Source organism: Dyella sp. (genome assembly GCF_035685885.1).
Classification (GTDB): domain Bacteria; phylum Pseudomonadota; class Gammaproteobacteria; order Xanthomonadales; family Rhodanobacteraceae; genus Dyella.
Genome location: NZ_DASRZX010000093.1, coordinates 1 through 17,514 on the forward strand (window position 1 = coordinate 1; position 17,514 = coordinate 17,514).

Genomic DNA, 17,514 nt, shown 5'->3' on the forward strand with positions numbered 1-17,514 from the left:
CGACCGGAAACGCCAGCTCGTTGACCGAGGCCACGCCGTATTCGGGATAGACGAACAGCCACTTCCAGTCGAGCGACACGACCTGCACCGTCACCGGCTTGGCGTCCGACTCCAGCGGCTTGTACGGATCGAGCGCGTGCGAGCTGGTCCAGGTGATGGCCGCCAGGATCACGATGATGATCGCGGGAATGGTCCACACCACCACTTCGATCCTGGTCGAATGCGACCAGTCCGGCGCGTAGGTGGCCTTCTTGTTGCCGGAGCGGTAGCGCCACGGGAACCACAGCGTCATCGCGATGACCGGAATCGCCACGATGGCCATCAGGCCCAGCGCGATCAGGATGAGGGACTTCTCATGGGCACCGACATCCCCCTTCGGGGTGAGGACTTCCATGTTGCAGCCGCTGAGCAGCACGGCGACGCCAACGCTTGCATGGCGCAAGCGCAAAAGGAGGGGATGCATGTTCACGAACAACCTGGGGGTACAGCGTGGGGATGCGGCATCCTAGCGGCATGCCGCGCGGGTTTGAATGCCTCCGAGACACAATGTCGCAGCTGAAAATTCTTGCGCAGCCGACTGCGGCGACTTGACACGAGAATGCAAGAGTCAGCACCCGCCTTGCGGGCAGGAAAACGGCACGAAAAGGCACAAATCGCTGCTGCAGGACGCCTGCTACCATGCGTCGATGGAAACCACCGCACCCTCGAAACTGGCGGCCCTGCGCCAGGCGATGCAACAGCACGGCGTCGCCGCCTGCCTGATTCCCAGCGCCGACCCACACCTTTCGGAGTATCTGCCGGCCCATTGGGAAGCCCGGGCCTGGTTGTCGGGCTTTACGGGGTCGGCCGGCACGCTGATGGTGACGCCGGATCACGCCGGGCTGTGGACCGACTCGCGCTACTTCGCCCAGGCCGCGCAGCAGCTGGCGGGCACCGGCATCGAACTGATGAAGCAGCGCGTAGCGCACGCGCCCGAGCACGTGGAGTGGCTGCTGCAACGTCTGCACACCGGCCAGACGCTGGCCATTGCGGGCGACAGCGTATCGCTGGCCACGACGCGCAACCTCGCACACCGGCTGGAGGCCAACGGCGCCCGCCTGCGTACCGACCTGGACCTGCCGGGACAGATCTGGCCCGATCGTCCCGCCCTGCCCGCCTCGCCGGTGACCGAACACCCGCTGCGCTATGCCACGCAACCACGCAGCGAAAAGTTCACGCGCCTGCGCACAGCCATACGCAAACTCGGCGCCACGCATCATCTGGTGTCGAGCCTGGATGACATCGCCTGGCTGACCAACCTGCGAGGCAGCGATGTCGAGTGCAACCCGGTCTTCCTCGCGCACCTTTTGGTGCAGGCGGAAGGCCACGCCACGCTGTTCGTTGGTCGCGGCAAGCTCACTGATGTCCTGGTGCAGGCGCTTGCGGCCGATGGCGTGCACATCGCCGACTACGCCACGATCACCGATGCGCTGTCCGAACTGCGCGCAAGTGATCGCCTGCTGCTGGACAGCGGCCGTGTCGTCGTCGCGGTGGCCACGGCCATTCCCGCCAACGTGCCGCTGATCGAGGCCGCCAACCCGTCCACCCTGTTCAAGGCACGCAAGACGGCCGCCGAGCTGGAACATATCCGGGACGCCATGCGTCGCGATGGCGCCGCGCTGGCTCGCGCATTCCGCCGTCTGGAGGAACGCGTGACGGCCGGCATGCATCAGACCGAGCTGGATGTGGATACCCTCCTGCGCGGGGAGCGCGCAGCACAACCCGATTTCGTGGGCGAGAGCTTTGACACCATTGCCGGCTACCAGGCCAACGGCGCGCTGCCGCACTACCGCGCCACGCCCGAATCGCACAGCACGCTGAAACCACAGGGCCTGCTGCTGGTCGACTCCGGTGGCCAGTATCTGGGCGGCACCACCGACATCACCCGCGTACTGGCGCTGGGCGAAACCACGGCCGAGCAGCGCCGCGACAGCACCTTGGTGATGAAAGGCATGATCGCGCTCAGCCGCGCCCGCTTCCCCAGGGGCGCCAGCGGCCCGCAGCTGGACGCCCTCGCCCGCGCCCCGTTGTGGGCCAGCGGCATGGACTACGGCCACGGCACCGGTCACGGCGTGGGGTACTTCCTCAATGTGCACGAGGGCCCGCACGGCATCCGTCCGCCGGCCTCGGGCGCCACGCTGGTCCCGCTGGAGCCGGGCATGATCACCTCGATCGAGCCGGGCCTGTACAAGCCGAACCGCCATGGCATTCGCCACGAGAACCTGGCGGTGGTGGTCGAGGCCGACAAGACCGAGTTCGGCGAGTTCTACGCCTTCGAGACCCTCACCCTGTGCCCGTTCGACCGTCGCGCGCTGGAGCCGGGCCTGCTGAATCCCGAGGAACGCGCCTGGCTGGACGACTATCACGCCACCGTACGCGCCGCCCTGTCACCCTTGCTGGAGGATGCGGACCTGGCGTGGCTGGAGCGGCATTGCGCGCCGCTGGCGTAAGCCCACACGTATTGACTGTAGGAGCGCACCCAGTGCGCGATAACCTGACGGAGCGATATCCCTCCACTCGGCGGTCGCGCACTGGGTGCGCTCCTACAGATGGAACCGAGCCCGCCCCAACCCTTGACCTCCCCGCCCGCGCAACCCATCCTCCCGCGCCTGACCTGAGCCGAAACCTCCCGCATGAGCAGTCGTTACAACGCCGCCGACATCGAAGTCCTCTCTGGCCTTGATCCGGTCAAGCGCCGCCCCGGCATGTACACCGATACCTCGCGCCCGAATCACCTGGCGCAGGAAGTGATCGACAACTCGGTGGACGAGGCCATCTCCGGCCACGCCAAGTCGCTGGAAGTGATCGTGCACACCGACGGCTCGGTGGAAGTCACCGACGACGGTCGCGGCATGCCGGTGGACATCCACCCGGAAGAAGGCGTGCCGGGCGTCGAACTGATCCTCACGCGCCTGCATGCGGGCGGCAAGTTCTCGGGCAATAACTACAACTTCTCCGGCGGCCTGCACGGCGTGGGCGTGTCGGTGGTCAATGCGTTGTCCAGCCGCGTGGAAGTCACCATCCGCCGCGACGGCAACGAATACCGCATGGCCTTCGCGCACGGCGACCGCGCCAGCGAGTTGGAGATCATCGGCACGGTGCCCAAGAAGAAAACCGGCACCACGGTTCGCTTCTGGTCCGATCCCAAATATTTCGACTCGCCGAAGATCTCGCTCGGCAAGCTGCGCCACTTGCTGCGCGCCAAGGCAGTGCTGTGCGCAGGCCTCAGCGTGAAGCTGCTCGACGAAGCCACCGGTGACGTCAACGAGTGGTATTACGAGGACGGCCTGCGCGACTACCTGCGCGACGAGCTGTCCGGCGCCGAGGCGATCCCGACCGAGCTGTTCGTGCACCATGTGCAGCGCGAGGCTGATGGCCTTGACGTGGCGCTGGCCTGGGTGCCCGAAGGCGAGCTGGTGCAGGAAAGCTACGTCAACCTGATTCCTACTGCGCAGGGCGGCACCCACGTGAACGGCCTGAGATCGGGCCTCACCAATGCCATCCGCGAGTTCTGCGACATCCGCAACCTGCTGCCGCGCGGCGTGAAGCTGGCGCCGGAAGATGTGTGGGAGCGCCTTGCCTTCGTGTTGTCGGCCAAGCTGCAGGATCCGCAGTTCGCCGGCCAGACCAAGGAACGCCTGTCTTCACGCAACGCCGCCGGCATGGTCGAAAACGTCATCCACGATGCCTTCAGCCTGTGGCTCAACCAGCACGTGGATCTCGGCGAGCGCATCGCCCAGCTCGCCATCGAGCGCGCCAGCGCGCGCCTGAAGGCGGCCAAGCAGGTCGTGCGCAAGAAGATCACGCAAGGGCCCGCGCTGCCCGGCAAGCTGGCCGACTGCACCGCCACCGACCTCACCCGCACCGAGCTGTTCCTGGTAGAAGGTGACTCCGCCGGCGGCAGCGCCAAGCAGGCGCGCGACAAGGAATTCCAGGCGATCCTTCCGCTGCGCGGCAAGATCCTCAACACCTGGGAAGTGGAATCGGGTTCGGTGCTCGCGTCCGAAGAAGTGCACAACCTGGCCGTGGCGATCGGCTGCGATCCGGGCAAGGACGACCTCAGCGGTCTGCGCTACGGCAAGGTGGTCATCTTGGCCGACGCGGATTCCGACGGCCTGCACATCGCCACCCTGCTCAGCGCGCTGTTCCTCAAGCACTTCCCTGCACTGGTGCGCGAAGGCCATGTGTTCGTGGCGATGCCGCCGCTGTTCCGCGTGGACGTGGGCAAGCAGGTGTTCTATTGCCTGGACGAGAACGAAAAGAACGCGATGCTCGAGCGCATCCAGCGCGAAAAGATGAAGGGCGCGGTCAGCACTACCCGCTTCAAGGGCCTGGGCGAAATGAACCCGGGGCAGCTGCGCGAGTCGACCATCCACCCCGACACGCGCCGTCTGGTCCAGCTCACCGTCGACCATGACGACGGCACCACCAAGCTGATGGATATGCTGCTGGCCAAGAAGCGCGCTAGCGACCGCAAGGCCTGGCTGGAAGAAAAGGGCGACCTGGCGACGCTCGAGGTCTGAGCCTCGCCTTTGTTCCCTCTCCCCTTGTGGGAGAGGGCTAGGGTGAGGCGCCAATCTTGCGATAAGGCGGGTTCGAACCAGTATCTTTTCGACTCCGCCGCAAGCACCCACCCTCACCTCAATCCCCTCCCCAACGGGGAGAGGAAGAAAAGACTGCACTGACACACGTCAACGCCCCACTCACACCCGGGCGCTAGACTGCTTGAATGCATACCGCCTGGACCCGCCAAGCCGTCCAAGTTCTCGAGTCCGAAGCGAACCGCTCGGCCGATACGCATCTGATCCGACTGGATCTCCCCGCCTTCCCCGGCATCCCGCTGTACCTCAAGGACGAATCCGTCCACCCCACTGGCAGCCTCAAGCATCGCCTCGCCCGCTCGCTGTTCCTGTATGCCATCTGCAACGGCTGGTTGCGGGCGGGCCAACCCGTGGTGGAGGCCTCCAGCGGCAGCACTGCCATATCTGAAGCGTATTTCGCCCGCCTGCTGGGCCTGCCCTTCTTTGCGGTGATGCCGCGCAGCACCTCGCTCGACAAGGTCGCGCAAATCGAGTTCTTCGGTGGCCACTGCCACTTCATCGACGACACCGATGTCTACAGCGCCGCGCAACGCCTCGCTGCGGAGTTGGGCGGCCATTACATGGACCAGTTCACCTATGCCGAGCGCGCCACCGACTGGCGCGGCAACAACAACATTGCCGAGTCCATCTTCCGCCAGATGCAGCGCGAACCCGATCCAGATCCCCGCTGGATCGTGGTGCCCGCAGGCACGGGCGGCACCTCGGCCACCATCGGCCGCTATGTCCGCTATCGCTCTGCGCAGCATGCTCCGGTACGGCTCGCCGTCGTCGACCCCGAGCACTCGGTGTTCTACGACTACTACGCGTGCCGCGATATCGGCCTGCAGTTGAACCGCGGCTCGCGCATTGAAGGCATCGGCCGTCCGCGCGTAGAACCCTCGTTCCTGCCCAGTGTCATCGACCGCATGCTGCGTGTACCCGACGCCGCTTCGATCGCCGCGCTGCGCCTGCTGGAGCGGCTGCTTGGGCGCCGCTGCGGCGGCTCTACCGGCACCAATCTGGTCGGCGCGCTGCAACTCATGGCCGAACTGCAGGTCAGCGGCGAGCAAGGACCGGTGGTCACCCTGATCTGCGATGGTGGCGACCGTTACCGATGTTCGTATTACAACGACGAATGGATCGCCGCCGAGTGCCTGGACGTGGCCGGCCAGCTTGCCCGACTCGAGGCCATCGTCCGTGATGGCCGCTGGATCGACTGACCATTCCCCACGCATCGCGGTAGCGCTATCGTGATGCCTTTCATCCATCGGACGGCCCCATGTCCCTGCTGCCACCCATCGACCTGAAGCGCTGGATCGACGAACACCGCCACCTGCTCAAGCCACCGGTGGGCAACAAGTGCATCGTCGATGGTGATTTCATCATCATGGTCGTGGGCGGCCCGAACGCACGCACGGACTATCACTACGACGAAGGTCCGGAGTTCTTCTATCAGCTCGAAGGCGAGATGGTGCTGAAGGTGCAGGACGAAGGCGTGGCGCGTCACATTCCCATCCGTGCCGGCGAGGTTTTCTACCTGCCTCCCTGCGTGCCCCATTCGCCGCAGCGCATGCCCGAGTCGATCGGGCTGGTGATCGAGCGCCGCCGCCTTGCCGGCGAGAAGGACGGTTTGCTGTGGTTCTGCGAGCGCTGCAACCATAAGTTGTACGAGGAATATTTCACCCTCGACAGCATCGAACATGATTTTCCGCCAGTGTTCGAACGCTTCTATCGCTCGATCGATGCGCGCACCTGCGAGCAATGCGGACACCTCAACCCGGCGCCCGCGAAGTACGCCTGATTTTGGCGCGACCTGTGATGTTCTGTGGGAGCGCACCCTGTGCGCGACCGGTGACGCTGCTGCCTGCAATGCCGACTCGGTCTTGATCGGTCCCGTGCCCGTTGACTGCATGCACAGTGAAGCAGGCCGCTCTGCGCCAGTCGCACACAGGGTGAGCTCCCACAAAAGCGATGTCTTGGCGTTGAAAACTCAGAGACGAGATTGATCGCGCACTGGGTGCGCTCCTACGCGAGACAGCGAGTGCGTCGTCAGCGCCGCAGCCACTTCCACGCCATGCGGCGCAGCGATTCGTCGCTTTGCGTGTCTTCGGCAATCTCGCGGATAGAACGCCAGGCGAGCGCATGCGATTCGTCGCTCACCCGGAAGTCCTCATTGGCACCTGCGCGTACGACGTAGCGCACGTCGTAGTGCCAATGTTCCGGTTCGATGCCACGCGCCGGAATGCGGTGGCGATCAAGGTCGAAAGGCTCTGGATCGACGCTCAGTCCGTCGAGTCCCGACTCTTCTTCCGCTTCCCGCAACGCTACGCGGGCCAGGTCGGTATCTCCGTCGGCATGTCCGCCCAGTTGCAGCCAACGCTCCAGCTTGCGGTGGTGCGTCAGCAGCACGCGCCATCCATCCGCACTAACCAGCCACGCCGAGCCGGTGAAATGCGCCTCCAGCGACTCCCTGCGGAAACGGTGCTCGCCTCCCGCGAGTAGCTCGACGAAATGCGGGGTGTCTTTTTCGTGGGGCCATTGCCGGCCGTACTGCTGGAACTGCTCGAACAAGCTCTGCATGAACGCTCTCGACTGCGGGTGAAACGCCGCCCGCTCACCGGCGGCGGAGCGGCATTATTCCAGAGGCTCCCCGGCTGCGCATCGACCAAAAGGCCCCCGCGAGAGGGCGGATCAGCCGACCGCAGTGCAACTTGTACGCCCGCACCCCGCTGGGCTATGGTTCCCCGTCGTTGCCGGGGTAGCGACGAGACGACCGTGACGTCTGGCACGGTTATAAGCGGTAAGAACGACCACAAGGCGGTAGGGGAGAAACATGCTGAAAAACCTGTTCGCGACGCATCCGATTCAGGCGTCGCCACACGTCGACGCGGGTGAGTTGCCGCACGACACCCTGCAAGGTGAAGCGAGCCTCAAGCGCGTGCTCACCGCACGCCACCTGATCATGCTCGGCATCGGTGCCGTCATCGGCGCAGGTATTTTCGTCATCACCGGCCAGGCCGCCGCGGAACACGCCGGCCCCGCCCTGATCATCAGCTTCATCGTCGCCGGCATTGCCTGCGCCTTCGCGGGCCTGTGCTATGCAGAGTTCGCCGCGATGATTCCGGTTTCCGGCAGTGCCTACGCTTATTCCTATGCCACGCTTGGCGAGATCGTTGCCTGGTTCATCGGCTGGAATCTCGTCCTCGAATATCTCTTCGCCGTCGCTACGGTGGCGGCCGGCTGGTCGGGCTATTTCAACGAGTGCCTCTCGATCCTCAGTCACTGGACGGGCCTGTCGTTGTCGCTGCCCGAGAGCCTGGCTTCGGCGCCGCTCGCGTTCATGGACGGCGGCCAGATCGAGCATCTGAAAGCCGGCCAGCACGTCATTGCCAGGTTCTCCGAGCACTTCTACCTGATCAGCACCAACACCATCATCAACCTGCCGGCCATCCTGATCGTGACCGCGCTGACGATGCTGTGCTATCGCGGCATCACGCAATCGACCTTTGTCAATTCGATCATCGTGGCGATCAAGGTGATCGTGATCCTGCTGTTCCTGGTGTTCGCCTTCCGCTTCATCGATCCTTCCAACTGGCATCCGTTCATTCCGCCGGAAGAAGGCCCCGGCCGCTTCGGCACCAGCGGCATCTTCCGCGCCGCCGTGCTGGTGTTCTTCTCCTATGTGGGCTTCGACGCGGTGTCGACGGCAGCAGGCGAAGCGAAGAACCCGCAGCGCGACATGCCCATCGGCATCCTCGGCTCGCTGGCGATCTGCACCGTGCTGTACATCGCCATGGCGCTTACCCTCACGGGTATCGCCCCCTACAGGATGCTGGGCACACCCGAACCGGTGGCCACGGCACTGAGCATCCATCCCGAACTCAACTGGCTGAAGGCGATCGTCTCGTTCGGCGCGCTGGCCGGCCTGAGCTCGGTGATCCTGGTGATGCTGCTGGGCACGTCCCGCATCTTCTTCAGCATGGCAAAGGACGGCCTGCTCGCGCCGACCATTTCACGCGTGCATGCCAAGCACCGTACGCCGCACATTGCCACCATCATTGCCGGCGTTTCTGCGTTGGTGCTCGCCGGCCTGTTCCCGGTAAGCATCCTCGGTGAGCTGGTGTCGATGGGCACCCTGCTGGCCTTCACCACCGTGTGCATCGGCGTGCTGATCCTGCGCTACACCCGCCCGGAACTGCCGCGTACCTTCCGCGTGCCAGGCATCTGGGTGGTGAGTATCCTGGGCTCGGTGATCTGTCTTTACCTGTTCTGGCAATCGTTCCGCGCCAACTGGCCGCTGATGGTGGGCTGGACCACCTTCGGCATGCTGATCTATGCCTTCTATGGGTATTCCCATAGCAAGCTCCGCAAGCAAAACTCCTGATCCGACACGAAGGGCCGGCCCAATGCCGGCCCTCTCGTTATGACCGAGGGCGAATCTCCGCCCGCAGCTGCACCAGGTTGACGCATGCTCAAACAGTTACTCGCCCGCAAGACCGACTTTTCCGACGCCGACGACGCCTCCCACGGCCCTACCCTGCGCCGCACGCTCGGCCCATGGGGCATCACGGCCCTGGGCATCGGCGCCGTGATCGGCACCGGTATCTTCGTGGTCACTGGCCAGGCCGCTGCCGAGCACGCCGGACCCGCGGTACTGATTTCCTTCATCCTTGCGGCGATCTGCAGCGGCTTTACCGCGCTGTGCTATGCCGAGTTCGCCACGCTGATCCCGATCTCCGGCAGCTCCTATTCGTATGCCTACGCCACGCTGGGTGAACTGGTGGCCTGGTTCATCGGCTGGAACATGGTGCTGGAGTACGGCATTTCCGCTTCTGCCGTGGCGGCCAGCTGGACCGGCTATTTCACCAGCCTGCTCGACCAGCTCGGCATCCATCTGCCGACAGCCCTGACCGAAGCCCCGCTCGCATTCACCGATGGTCATCTGGTGGCCACCGGCCATCTGATGAACCTGCCCGCCGTGGCGATCGTGCTCGCGCTCACCTGGCTCTGCTATGTCGGCATCCGCGAGTCGTCGGGTCTGAACGTCCTCATGGTGGCGCTGAAGGTCGGCTTGATCATCATCGTGGTGGCAGCCGGCTATCGCTACGTCGATCCGTCCAACTGGCATCCGTTCATTCCGGAGAACCAGGGCCCTGGCAAATACGGCTGGTCCGGCATCATGCGCGGCGCGGCCATGGTGTTCTTCGCCTATATCGGCTTCGAGGCGACCTCGACGGCGGCACAGGAGTGCAAGAACCCGCAGCGCGATCTTCCGTTCGGCACGCTGGTTTCACTGGTCATCTGCACCGTCCTCTATCTCGCGATGGCCGCAGTGTTGACCGGCCTGGCGTCATACACCGACCTGGGTACCAGCGAGCCGGTGGTTACCGCGATCAAGGGCCATCCGGAGCTCGGCTGGCTGCGCACGGTGGTCGAGATCGGCGCACTGATCGGCCTGTCCTCGGTAATCCTGGTGATGATCATCGCTCAGCCGCGCATCTTCATGATCATGGCGCGCGATGGCCTGCTGCCGAAGGTGTTCAACCGCATCCATCCCAAGCACCGCACGCCGCATATCAACACGGTGATCACCGGCGTGGGCATTGCGATCCTCGCTGCGGTGTTCCCGCTCGACCTGCTGGCCGATCTCACCTCGATGGGCACGCTGATTGCGTTCGTCGCGGTATGCGCAGGCGTGTTGATCCTGCGCTACACCTCGCCGGAACTGCATCGCGGCTTCCGCGTGCCGTGGGCCTGGGTGATCTGTCCGGCCGGCGTGATCAGCTGCCTGACCCTGCTGGCCTTCATGAGCTGGTTCAACTGGCTTTTGATGATCGTCTGGACCGTGCTGGGGCTGGCGATCTACTTTGGCTACGGCATCCGCCACAGCCGCCTACATCGCCGACCCGCGGGTCAAAGCAGCTGATCTTCGACGATCTGACGCGAAATTCGGCCAAATCGCCGGGTAACCCTTGCTTTACCCGGCGTAACGAATGAAAGCTTCCTGCGACACATTCGTGAGAGCCAGTCTTGAATGTATAGATAAGTTATTGTTTTTTTTAGTTTTAACGAGACTTTTTCGATAAAAATTTGGCGCCGGCCGGCCCCAAAACCGCCCTCCAGGAGTATCATCTGTGCTCCGTGGGTATATCACTTGGCAGTGGGCCCCGGATTGCCGCCCGGCGCGTCAGGCGGGTCAGCTCCTCGGCCTGACGCGTCTGGGCAGCATCTTCTACTCATCGAGTTCTTCGGTTTGAGTTCTTCTCTTTCGTATAAAGATCGCGCGAAGACAAAGTCTGCGCGATGTCATCGCACGTGTCGTGCATCGACGTAGCGCCGCGCGCGCATCAATCGCTGCGTGCAAACGTGCTCCCCAAAAAAAGAAGGCCGGCATATTGCCGGCCTTCCCGTGTGTGAATCAGCGAGAGGTTCAGGCTTTCTTCGGTGCGTGGGACACGCACCAGCCCTTCGCACTCACAGCCTTGCCCGGGAACAGCTGACATGGGCCATAACCGGTCGGGCCGCCGGCGTAGAACTGACAGTTGGCGCAGGTGTCGCCCGCCTTGTGCTTCGCATCGGTCGTCTTGCTGGCATCCTCGACGTAGCCGAGCGCCTTGCCCGTCGGATCCGATTCGGCCAGGTGCGGGAGATCCGCGGCTCGTGCGAGGCGCGGCAGGCTGCCGATCATGGCCGCGGCTGCAGCGGTCCCGGCTGCGGCCTTGAGAAAGCGACGACGCGATTCGATATCTTTTTCAAGCGACATTGGTCCAACCTCCGTCTTTGGAAACTTCCGTCACGCCCGCGACGGATACCTGCCGGATGCTACTCGCCCTCTCGATAAGTCGTGAGAACGAATCGCATTTTCGGCACTGGCGCAAGGGTGGCGTGATATAGTTCGACTCCGTTTGGACGTCCATTCCCATGACCCAGAGCCTTCCTTCCACGATTTCGCCCGAGCTGTTCGCACAGCGTGCGGATGCGGTTGCCGATGCTGCGCGGGAACTTGCCGCCGCCGGCTGGACGCCCGCCACGAGCAGCAACTTCTCCATGCGACTGGATGAACAGCACGCGGCCATCACCATTTCCGGCCGCGACAAGGGCAAGCTCGGTCGCGACGACATCATGGTGATCGACATGCAGGGCAACGCGGTCGGCACGGAGGCGCGGCCGAGCGCCGAAACCGATCTGCACACGCAGATCTATCGGCGCTTTCCCGGCATGAACGTGGTGCTGCATACGCACTCCCGCACGCAAAGTGTCGCCTCGCGATTGTTTGCCCGCGACGGCGTCATCAAGCTCGAAGGCTGGGAGCTCCAGAAAGCCATCGCCGGGCAGACCACCCATGACAGCGAACTGGCGATTCCGGTGTTTCCCAACACGCAGCACATGCCCGAACTCGTCGCACAAGTCGATGCATGGCTCGACGAGGGCAAGCCGCTGCATGCCTATCTCATCAACGGTCACGGCATCTACACCTGGGGCCGCGACATGGCCGAGACGCGGCGCCATCTGGAGGCGCTGGAATTCCTGCTCAACTGCGAACTCGACCTGAGGAGACTTTCCGCATGAGCCGCCTGCGCATTTTCCAGGACCAGCATCCCGGCACGCCGCTGAGCGTGCATACCGACCACGCCGACGTGGTGAACGAACTGGCGAAGGTCGGCGTGCGCTTCGAGCGCTGGGAGGCGAACCAGCCCATCGCACCGGGTGCCAGCCAGGACGAAGTGATCGCCGCCTATCGCGCGGACATCGATCGCCTGATGTCCGAAGAGGGTTACCAGGCCGTGGACGTGATCAGCCTCAAGCCTGATCACCCGGACCGCGCCACGCTGCGCCAGAAGTTCCTCAGCGAACACACGCACAGCGAGGACGAGGTGCGATTTTTCGTTGCCGGCGCCGGCCAGTTCACCCTGCATCTCGACGACAAGGTCTACGACATCCTGTGCGAGCAGGGCGATCTTATTGGCGTGCCTGACGGTACCCGCCACTGGTTCGACATGAGCGAGTCGCCGTACTTCGTGGCTATCCGCCTGTTCACCAACAAGGATGGCTGGGTTGCCCAGTTCACCGGCGAGGACATCGCCCAGCGCTTCCCGCGCATGACGCCCCACGGCTCGGCCAAGGCCGCCTGAACTGCGAGCCCCCCGTAGGAGCGCACCCAGTGCGCGATGGCGCGATCTTCGGCAAAGCCGATCGCGCACCAGGTGCGCTCCTGCAGTGAGGCCGACGCCAGGCCTCGCCCGGCGCCCCGGCCGCGGGTAAGCTTGTCGTTCCCGCACCCTGGCTCTCCCGCATGACCGTCATCCGCGCCATCGTCACCGACATCGAGGGCACCACCAGCTCGATCAGCTTCGTGAAGGACGTGCTGTTTCCGTACGCTCGGGAGCGATTGCCCGCCTTCGTGGAAACCCACGGCGACACGCCCGAAGTGCAGCACTGGCTGCACGAGGCGGCCAAGGAAGCCGGCATCGTGGAAGCGCCGCGACAGGATGTCATCGAGATGCTGCTGCGCTGGATCGACGAGGACCGCAAGTCAACGGCGCTGAAGGCACTGCAGGGCATGATCTGGAAGGAAGGCTACGAAGCCGGCGATTACCGCGCGCACATGTATTCGGAAGTTTCCGCGCGCCTGCATGCCTGGCGCGCCGACGGCCTGCACCTGTACGTGTATTCCTCCGGCTCCGTGCCCGCGCAGAAGCTGTTCTTCCGCTACAGCGAGGCCGGTGACCTGACTCCGATGTTTTCCGGCTACTTCGATACGGAGACCGGCCCCAAGCGGGAACAGGCATCGTACGAAAAGATCGCCGCGGCCATCGATGAACAGCCGGGCCACATCCTGTTCCTTTCCGACATCGTGGAAGAACTGGACGCGGCGAAGGCGGCCGGCTTGCGCACGGGCTGGCTGCTGCGCGAGTCGCAGACCCTGCCAGATGCCCCACGCCATCCAGCCTACCGCGATTTCGACGCCATCGTCCTCTGACCCGCGCAGGTTGCTGACATGCGTATCGCCCTGACTGCCCTGCTCGCCTTCGCAGCCGGCGTACTGCTGATGCTCGGGATGGCGCACCATGCGCCGCCCGTGGCAGCACCCGTCCAAGCGGCGGCCCCGGCCAAATCGGCCACGATCGCTGCGCGCGCGGAAACCGATAACGGCAGCGACGAGGACGCCGCATCGGATCACTGGCCCCCACAGGCGTCGTCGCCTGAGCAGGTGATGTACGCGCAGCGCGACATGGTGCGCAAGGCGCTGGCGAAGCTCGGGCCCCGCGTTGCCGGCCAGCCCAATCTCTACGTACTCGCGTTTGGCGGGGACGGCGGCGAAGACGTGTTCCGCAATGAAGCGGAGTACGCGGGCAAGGTGTTTCCACAGCGCTTCGGCAACACCACCCACGCCATGGTGCTGGAGAACAACCCGGAGACGCTGGATCAGCACCCGCTGGCCAGCTGGAGCAACCTGGAAGCGGCGCTGGACGGCCTGGCCGGGGTGATGAAGCCCGATGAGGACATCCTGCTGCTCTACATGACCACGCACGGCGACGAGGACCACAACCTGCTGGTCGACATGGACCCGCTGCCGCTGGACCAGATCGGCGCGCAGGACCTGGCCGACATCCTCAACAAGCGTCCGTTCAAGTGGAAGGTAGTGGTGGTGAATGCCTGCTATTCGGGTGGCTTCGTACCCACCCTGCAGGGCGCCGGCACACTGGTCATCACGGCGGCGCGCGCGGATCGCAGCTCGTTCGGCTGCGGCTCGGATTCGGACGTCACTTACTTCGGCCATGCCTGGCTGGTCGATGCGATCAACCGCACGCCTGACTTCATGGAAGCGTTCCAGCAGGCGTCAAAAGAAATTGCCTTGTGGGAAACCAAGGACAAACTCACACCTTCCGAGCCCCAGATGAGCGTGGGCAGCGGCATCGCTGATCAGTTGGCTCGCTGGCGCAAGCACGTCGTGCCCGGCCCTGCCGTCGCCTTCAAGCCCGCGGGTGCCGACAGCGGAGCCAACTGACGTCCAACTTCGGGCTCACGCCGGAACAGGACTCCGTGCGTTCCAGATCCAGCGCTCCTGATTGGCCGTGGCGCCCTGGCCGTCGAGCGGAAACAGCACGGCGCTGCGCGGCGCCACTCGCAGGTCCATGCCTGCGTGCAGTCCCAGTCGCGACAGATCCTCGCTGGCCACATCGGCTTCGAGCGCCAGATCCAGCGCGGCCACGTAAAGATCCAGATGCGCCACGCTGCCGGCCAGGTAGATGTGGCGCAACCGGGCCTCCCACGCTGGCTGCCCGGGCGACACCGCCAGCCTGAGCTGTTCGGGGCGCACGTAGGCAATCGCTTCGGCAAAACGGCCTTGCCACGGATCGTCGTCGGGCACCCAGCTGCCTGCCGCAAGGCCGGCGGCCGTGCGACGCACGGTGAAGCGATTCACCTTGCCGATGAATTCGCACACGAACGGCGTGGCGGGCTGCTGGTAGATCGTCTCCGGCGAGCCCACCTGCTCGATGCGGCCGTTGTTCATCACCGCCACGCGATCGGCCAGTTCCAATGCTTCTTCCTGGTCGTGCGTCACGAAGACCGTGGTGAGTTCGAGTTCCTCATGCAGTTCGCGCAGCCAGCGGCGCAAGGTGACGCGCACCTGCGCATCCAGCGCGCCGAATGGCTCGTCGAGCAGCAGCATGTCGGGCTCGACTGCCAACGCGCGAGCCAGCGCCACGCGCTGCCGCTGGCCACCGGACAACTGCGCGGGATAGCGGTTGCCAAGTCCTTCCAATTGCACGCGCTTGAGCAGCCGCTCCACCCGTTCGCGGATCACCGCACGCGATGGCCGCTTGCGCCACGAACGTACGCGCAGGCCGAACGCGACGTTCTCCGTCACCGTCAGATGCCGAAACAGCGCGTAGTGCTGGAACACCATGCCGATATTGCGTTCACGCGATGGCGTGGCAAGGAAGTCAGTGCCTCCCTTGTGGACGCTGCCGCGGTCCGGATAGTCCAGTCCGGCGAGGATGCGCAGCAAGGTGGTCTTGCCGGAGCCCGACGGCCCCAGCAATGCAAGGAACTCGCCCGGCGCGATGCGGAGGCTGACGTCGTCCAGCGCCTGGAATTCGGCGAAACGTCGATGCAGATGGGACAGCTCCAGCGTCATCCGGATCCCTCAGTGCCCGCCGGGCGCATGCGAGGCGATTTCGTCACCATAGCGCCATTCCAGCAAGGTTTTCACGGCCAGCGTGAGCAGCGCCAGCAGGGCCAGCAGGGAGGCCACGGCGAAAGCCCCCACGTAGTCGTATTCGTTGTAGCGCATCTCCACTTCCAGCGGCATGGTGGTGGTGAGCCCGCGGATGTGGCCCGACACGGCGGAAACGGCGCCGAACTCACCCATGGCGCGCGCATTGCACAGCAGGACGCCAGACAACAGTGCCCAACGGATATTGGGCAGCGTGACGCGGAAGAACGTCTGCCAACCGCCGGCACCCAGCACGCGCGCGGCCTCTTCTTCCTCGCTGCCCTGCGTCTGCATAAGTGGGATGAGTTCGCGCGCCACGAACGGCAAGGTGATGAAGATCGTCACCAGCACCAGGCCCGGCACCGCATAGATGATCTTGATCCCATGCGCATCCAGCCATGGGCCGAACCATCCTTTCGTGCCGAACAACAACACGTAGATCAGGCCGGAGATGACCGGCGACACGGAGAACGGCAGATCGATCAGCGCGCCCAGCAGCGCCTTTCCGCGGAACTGGAAGCGTGTCATCGCCCACGCAGCAGCGACACCGAACACCACGTTGAGCGGCACCGCAATGACCGCCACCAGCAACGTCAGGCGAATGGCCGACCATGCCTCCGGTTGCCGGATGGATGCCAGATAAGGTGCAACGCCCTGGCGAAACGCCTCCACGAAAACCGTAAGCAGCGGCAGCACCAGGAAACAAACCAGGAATACCAGCGCCAGCGTGATCAGCACGCCATGCACAAGCCGGCGTGGCCAGCCTGGCGAACGCGAAGGAACATGCGCACTCATGCGCCACTCTCCGCCCAGCGATGGCTCCAGCGCTGGAGCAGCGCGACCATCACGAGCAACAGGAACGACAGCAACAGCATTGCCACGCCCAGTGCCGCGGCACCCGCGTAATCGAACTGCTCCAGCTTCTGCACGATCAGCAGCGGTGCAATTTCCGAGCGCATGGGAATATTGCTGGCGATGAAGATCACCGAGCCGTATTCGCCGGCGGCGCGCGCCAGCGCCAACGCAAAGCCGGTCAGCAGCGTGGGAGCGAGGATCGGCAGGATCACGCGGAAGAACGTCTGCCAGCGCCGTGCACCCAGGCTTTCGGCAGCCTCTTCGACATCGCGTTCAAGCGAGGCCAGCACCGGCTGCAAGGTGCGCACGACGAACGGAAAACCCACGAACACCATCGCCACCAGCACGCCCAGCGGCGTATAGGCCACCTTGATGCCGAGAGGTTCCAGCCACGAGCCAAGCCAGCCGTTGGGTGCATACAACGTGGTCAGCGCGATACCGGCCACCGCCGTGGGCAATGCAAACGGCAAATCCACCAGTGCATCGAAGAGGCGACGCCCCGGAAAGCGATAGCGCACCAGCACCCAGCCCACCAGCAGGCCGATGACCACGTTGATGGATGCTGCGACAAGCGCTCCGCCCAGGCTGAGGCGCAACGCCGAAAGCGTGCGTGGCCCTGACAACAAACGGATGAGTCCTTCGATGCCGATTCCCGATGCCGTCCACGCCAGTGCAGCCAGCGGCAACAGCACGATCAGGCTGAGATAGGTCAGCGTGTAGCCAAGGCTGAGGCCAAAGCCCGGTAGCACGCGCCGCCGCATGGCTCAGCCTCCCGCGCCGAGCTGGTCGAAGATCGCACCGTCATTGAAGAACTTGGCC

The 17,514-nt window shown here is 64.4% G+C and carries 15 protein-coding genes and 1 pseudogene; 10 read left to right on the plus strand and 6 right to left on the minus strand.

Annotated features, from left to right (window positions below):
- Nucleotides 1-463: pseudogene (locus tag VFG49_RS11510) on the minus strand (cytochrome ubiquinol oxidase subunit II); the annotation flags it as partial.
- Nucleotides 464-686: 223 nt separating this feature from the next.
- Here VFG49_RS11510 and VFG49_RS11515 point away from each other — a divergent pair.
- The 4 genes from VFG49_RS11515 to VFG49_RS11530 all read left to right on the plus strand — a co-directional run bounded on the left by VFG49_RS11515 (nt 687) and on the right by VFG49_RS11530 (nt 6,420).
- The gene (locus VFG49_RS11515; protein ID WP_324860583.1) at nt 687-2,489 is read left to right on the plus strand and encodes an aminopeptidase P family protein; all 1,803 of its coding nucleotides are present in this window, start codon (nt 687-689) and stop codon (nt 2,487-2,489) included.
- A gap of 183 nt (nt 2,490-2,672) precedes the next feature.
- Entirely contained in the window at nt 2,673-4,562 is a 1,890-nt protein-coding gene (gene parE / locus VFG49_RS11520; RefSeq protein ID WP_324860585.1) for a DNA topoisomerase IV subunit B, read from the plus strand.
- Between the two features lie 206 nt (nt 4,563-4,768).
- Complete coding sequence (locus VFG49_RS11525; RefSeq protein ID WP_324860587.1) at nt 4,769-5,839, plus strand: PLP-dependent cysteine synthase family protein; 1,071 nt, start codon at nt 4,769-4,771, stop codon at nt 5,837-5,839.
- A 59-nt stretch (nt 5,840-5,898) separates the two neighbouring features.
- Nucleotides 5,899-6,420 (plus strand): 3-hydroxyanthranilate 3,4-dioxygenase, encoded by a 522-nt coding sequence (locus VFG49_RS11530; protein WP_324860589.1) that lies wholly within the window; start codon nt 5,899-5,901, stop codon nt 6,418-6,420.
- A 248-nt stretch (nt 6,421-6,668) separates the two neighbouring features.
- Here the strand turns inward: VFG49_RS11530 and VFG49_RS11535 are convergent, their stop codons facing one another.
- A complete protein-coding gene (locus VFG49_RS11535; protein ID WP_324860591.1) occupies nt 6,669-7,199 on the minus strand; it encodes an NUDIX hydrolase in 531 nt (176 codons plus the stop codon).
- 253 nt (nt 7,200-7,452) lie between these two features.
- On the opposite strand from VFG49_RS11535, the gene VFG49_RS11540 reads away from it, so the two are divergent.
- Both VFG49_RS11540 and VFG49_RS11545 read left to right on the plus strand, forming a co-directional pair.
- Complete coding sequence (locus VFG49_RS11540; RefSeq protein ID WP_324860593.1) at nt 7,453-9,003, plus strand: APC family permease; 1,551 nt, start codon at nt 7,453-7,455, stop codon at nt 9,001-9,003.
- An 84-nt stretch (nt 9,004-9,087) separates the two neighbouring features.
- Nucleotides 9,088-10,545 carry an amino acid permease gene (locus VFG49_RS11545; protein WP_324860595.1) on the plus strand — a complete coding sequence of 486 codons (1,458 nt, stop codon included), beginning with the start codon at nt 9,088-9,090 and terminating at the stop codon, nt 10,543-10,545.
- A 504-nt stretch (nt 10,546-11,049) separates the two neighbouring features.
- Here the strand turns inward: VFG49_RS11545 and VFG49_RS11550 are convergent.
- Complete coding sequence (locus VFG49_RS11550; protein WP_324860597.1) at nt 11,050-11,382, minus strand: high-potential iron-sulfur protein; 333 nt, start codon at nt 11,380-11,382, stop codon at nt 11,050-11,052.
- A gap of 158 nt (nt 11,383-11,540) precedes the next feature.
- On the opposite strand from VFG49_RS11550, the gene VFG49_RS11555 reads away from it, so the two are divergent.
- From VFG49_RS11555 to VFG49_RS11570, 4 genes are all read left to right on the plus strand, one after another.
- Nucleotides 11,541-12,188: a methylthioribulose 1-phosphate dehydratase gene (locus VFG49_RS11555; RefSeq protein WP_324860599.1), complete on the plus strand. Its 648-nt coding sequence runs from the start codon at nt 11,541-11,543 to the stop codon at nt 12,186-12,188.
- On the plus strand, nt 12,185-12,751 hold the full coding sequence (locus VFG49_RS11560; RefSeq protein ID WP_324860601.1) for an acireductone dioxygenase: 567 nt from the start codon (nt 12,185-12,187) through the stop codon (nt 12,749-12,751). The genes VFG49_RS11555 and VFG49_RS11560 overlap by 4 nt, the downstream gene beginning before the upstream one ends.
- A gap of 161 nt (nt 12,752-12,912) precedes the next feature.
- On the plus strand, nt 12,913-13,599 hold the full coding sequence (mtnC, locus tag VFG49_RS11565; RefSeq protein ID WP_324860603.1) for an acireductone synthase: 687 nt from the start codon (nt 12,913-12,915) through the stop codon (nt 13,597-13,599).
- An 18-nt stretch (nt 13,600-13,617) separates the two neighbouring features.
- On the plus strand, nt 13,618-14,628 hold the full coding sequence (locus tag VFG49_RS11570; protein ID WP_324860605.1) for a C13 family peptidase: 1,011 nt from the start codon (nt 13,618-13,620) through the stop codon (nt 14,626-14,628).
- 15 nt (nt 14,629-14,643) lie between these two features.
- Here the strand turns inward: VFG49_RS11570 and VFG49_RS11575 are convergent, their stop codons facing one another.
- From VFG49_RS11575 to cysT, 3 genes are read right to left on the minus strand one after another with little or no spacing between them, the layout of a single operon-like run.
- Nucleotides 14,644-15,762 (minus strand): sulfate/molybdate ABC transporter ATP-binding protein, encoded by a 1,119-nt coding sequence (locus VFG49_RS11575; RefSeq protein ID WP_324860607.1) that lies wholly within the window; start codon nt 15,760-15,762, stop codon nt 14,644-14,646.
- A gap of 9 nt (nt 15,763-15,771) precedes the next feature.
- Nucleotides 15,772-16,635, minus strand: a complete 864-nt coding sequence (gene cysW, locus VFG49_RS11580; RefSeq protein ID WP_324860609.1) for a sulfate ABC transporter permease subunit CysW — start codon at nt 16,633-16,635, stop codon at nt 15,772-15,774.
- A complete protein-coding gene (cysT, locus tag VFG49_RS11585) occupies nt 16,632-17,456 on the minus strand; it encodes a sulfate ABC transporter permease subunit CysT (RefSeq protein ID WP_324860611.1) in 825 nt (274 codons plus the stop codon). The genes cysW and cysT overlap by 4 nt, the downstream gene beginning before the upstream one ends.
- Nucleotides 17,457-17,514: the final 58 nt, after the last annotated feature.

Bases quoted from the DNA above. Each gene is read 5' to 3' on its own strand.
- VFG49_RS11515 (WP_324860583.1), top strand. From the start codon at position 687: ATGGAAACCACCGCACCCTCGAAACTGGCGGCCCTGCGCCAGGCGATG.
- parE (WP_324860585.1), top strand. From the start codon at position 2,673: ATGAGCAGTCGTTACAACGCCGCCGACATCGAAGTCCTCTCTGGCCTT.
- VFG49_RS11525 (WP_324860587.1), top strand. From the start codon at position 4,769: ATGCATACCGCCTGGACCCGCCAAGCCGTCCAAGTTCTCGAGTCCGAA.
- VFG49_RS11530 (WP_324860589.1), top strand. From the start codon at position 5,899: ATGTCCCTGCTGCCACCCATCGACCTGAAGCGCTGGATCGACGAACAC.
- VFG49_RS11535 (WP_324860591.1), bottom strand. From the start codon at position 7,199: ATGCAGAGCTTGTTCGAGCAGTTCCAGCAGTACGGCCGGCAATGGCCC.
- VFG49_RS11540 (WP_324860593.1), top strand. From the start codon at position 7,453: ATGCTGAAAAACCTGTTCGCGACGCATCCGATTCAGGCGTCGCCACAC.
- VFG49_RS11545 (WP_324860595.1), top strand. From the start codon at position 9,088: ATGCTCAAACAGTTACTCGCCCGCAAGACCGACTTTTCCGACGCCGAC.
- VFG49_RS11550 (WP_324860597.1), bottom strand. From the start codon at position 11,382: ATGTCGCTTGAAAAAGATATCGAATCGCGTCGTCGCTTTCTCAAGGCC.
- VFG49_RS11555 (WP_324860599.1), top strand. From the start codon at position 11,541: ATGACCCAGAGCCTTCCTTCCACGATTTCGCCCGAGCTGTTCGCACAG.
- VFG49_RS11560 (WP_324860601.1), top strand. From the start codon at position 12,185: ATGAGCCGCCTGCGCATTTTCCAGGACCAGCATCCCGGCACGCCGCTG.
- mtnC (WP_324860603.1), top strand. From the start codon at position 12,913: ATGACCGTCATCCGCGCCATCGTCACCGACATCGAGGGCACCACCAGC.
- VFG49_RS11570 (WP_324860605.1), top strand. From the start codon at position 13,618: ATGCGTATCGCCCTGACTGCCCTGCTCGCCTTCGCAGCCGGCGTACTG.
- VFG49_RS11575 (WP_324860607.1), bottom strand. From the start codon at position 15,762: ATGACGCTGGAGCTGTCCCATCTGCATCGACGTTTCGCCGAATTCCAG.
- cysW (WP_324860609.1), bottom strand. From the start codon at position 16,635: ATGAGTGCGCATGTTCCTTCGCGTTCGCCAGGCTGGCCACGCCGGCTT.
- cysT (WP_324860611.1), bottom strand. From the start codon at position 17,456: ATGCGGCGGCGCGTGCTACCGGGCTTTGGCCTCAGCCTTGGCTACACG.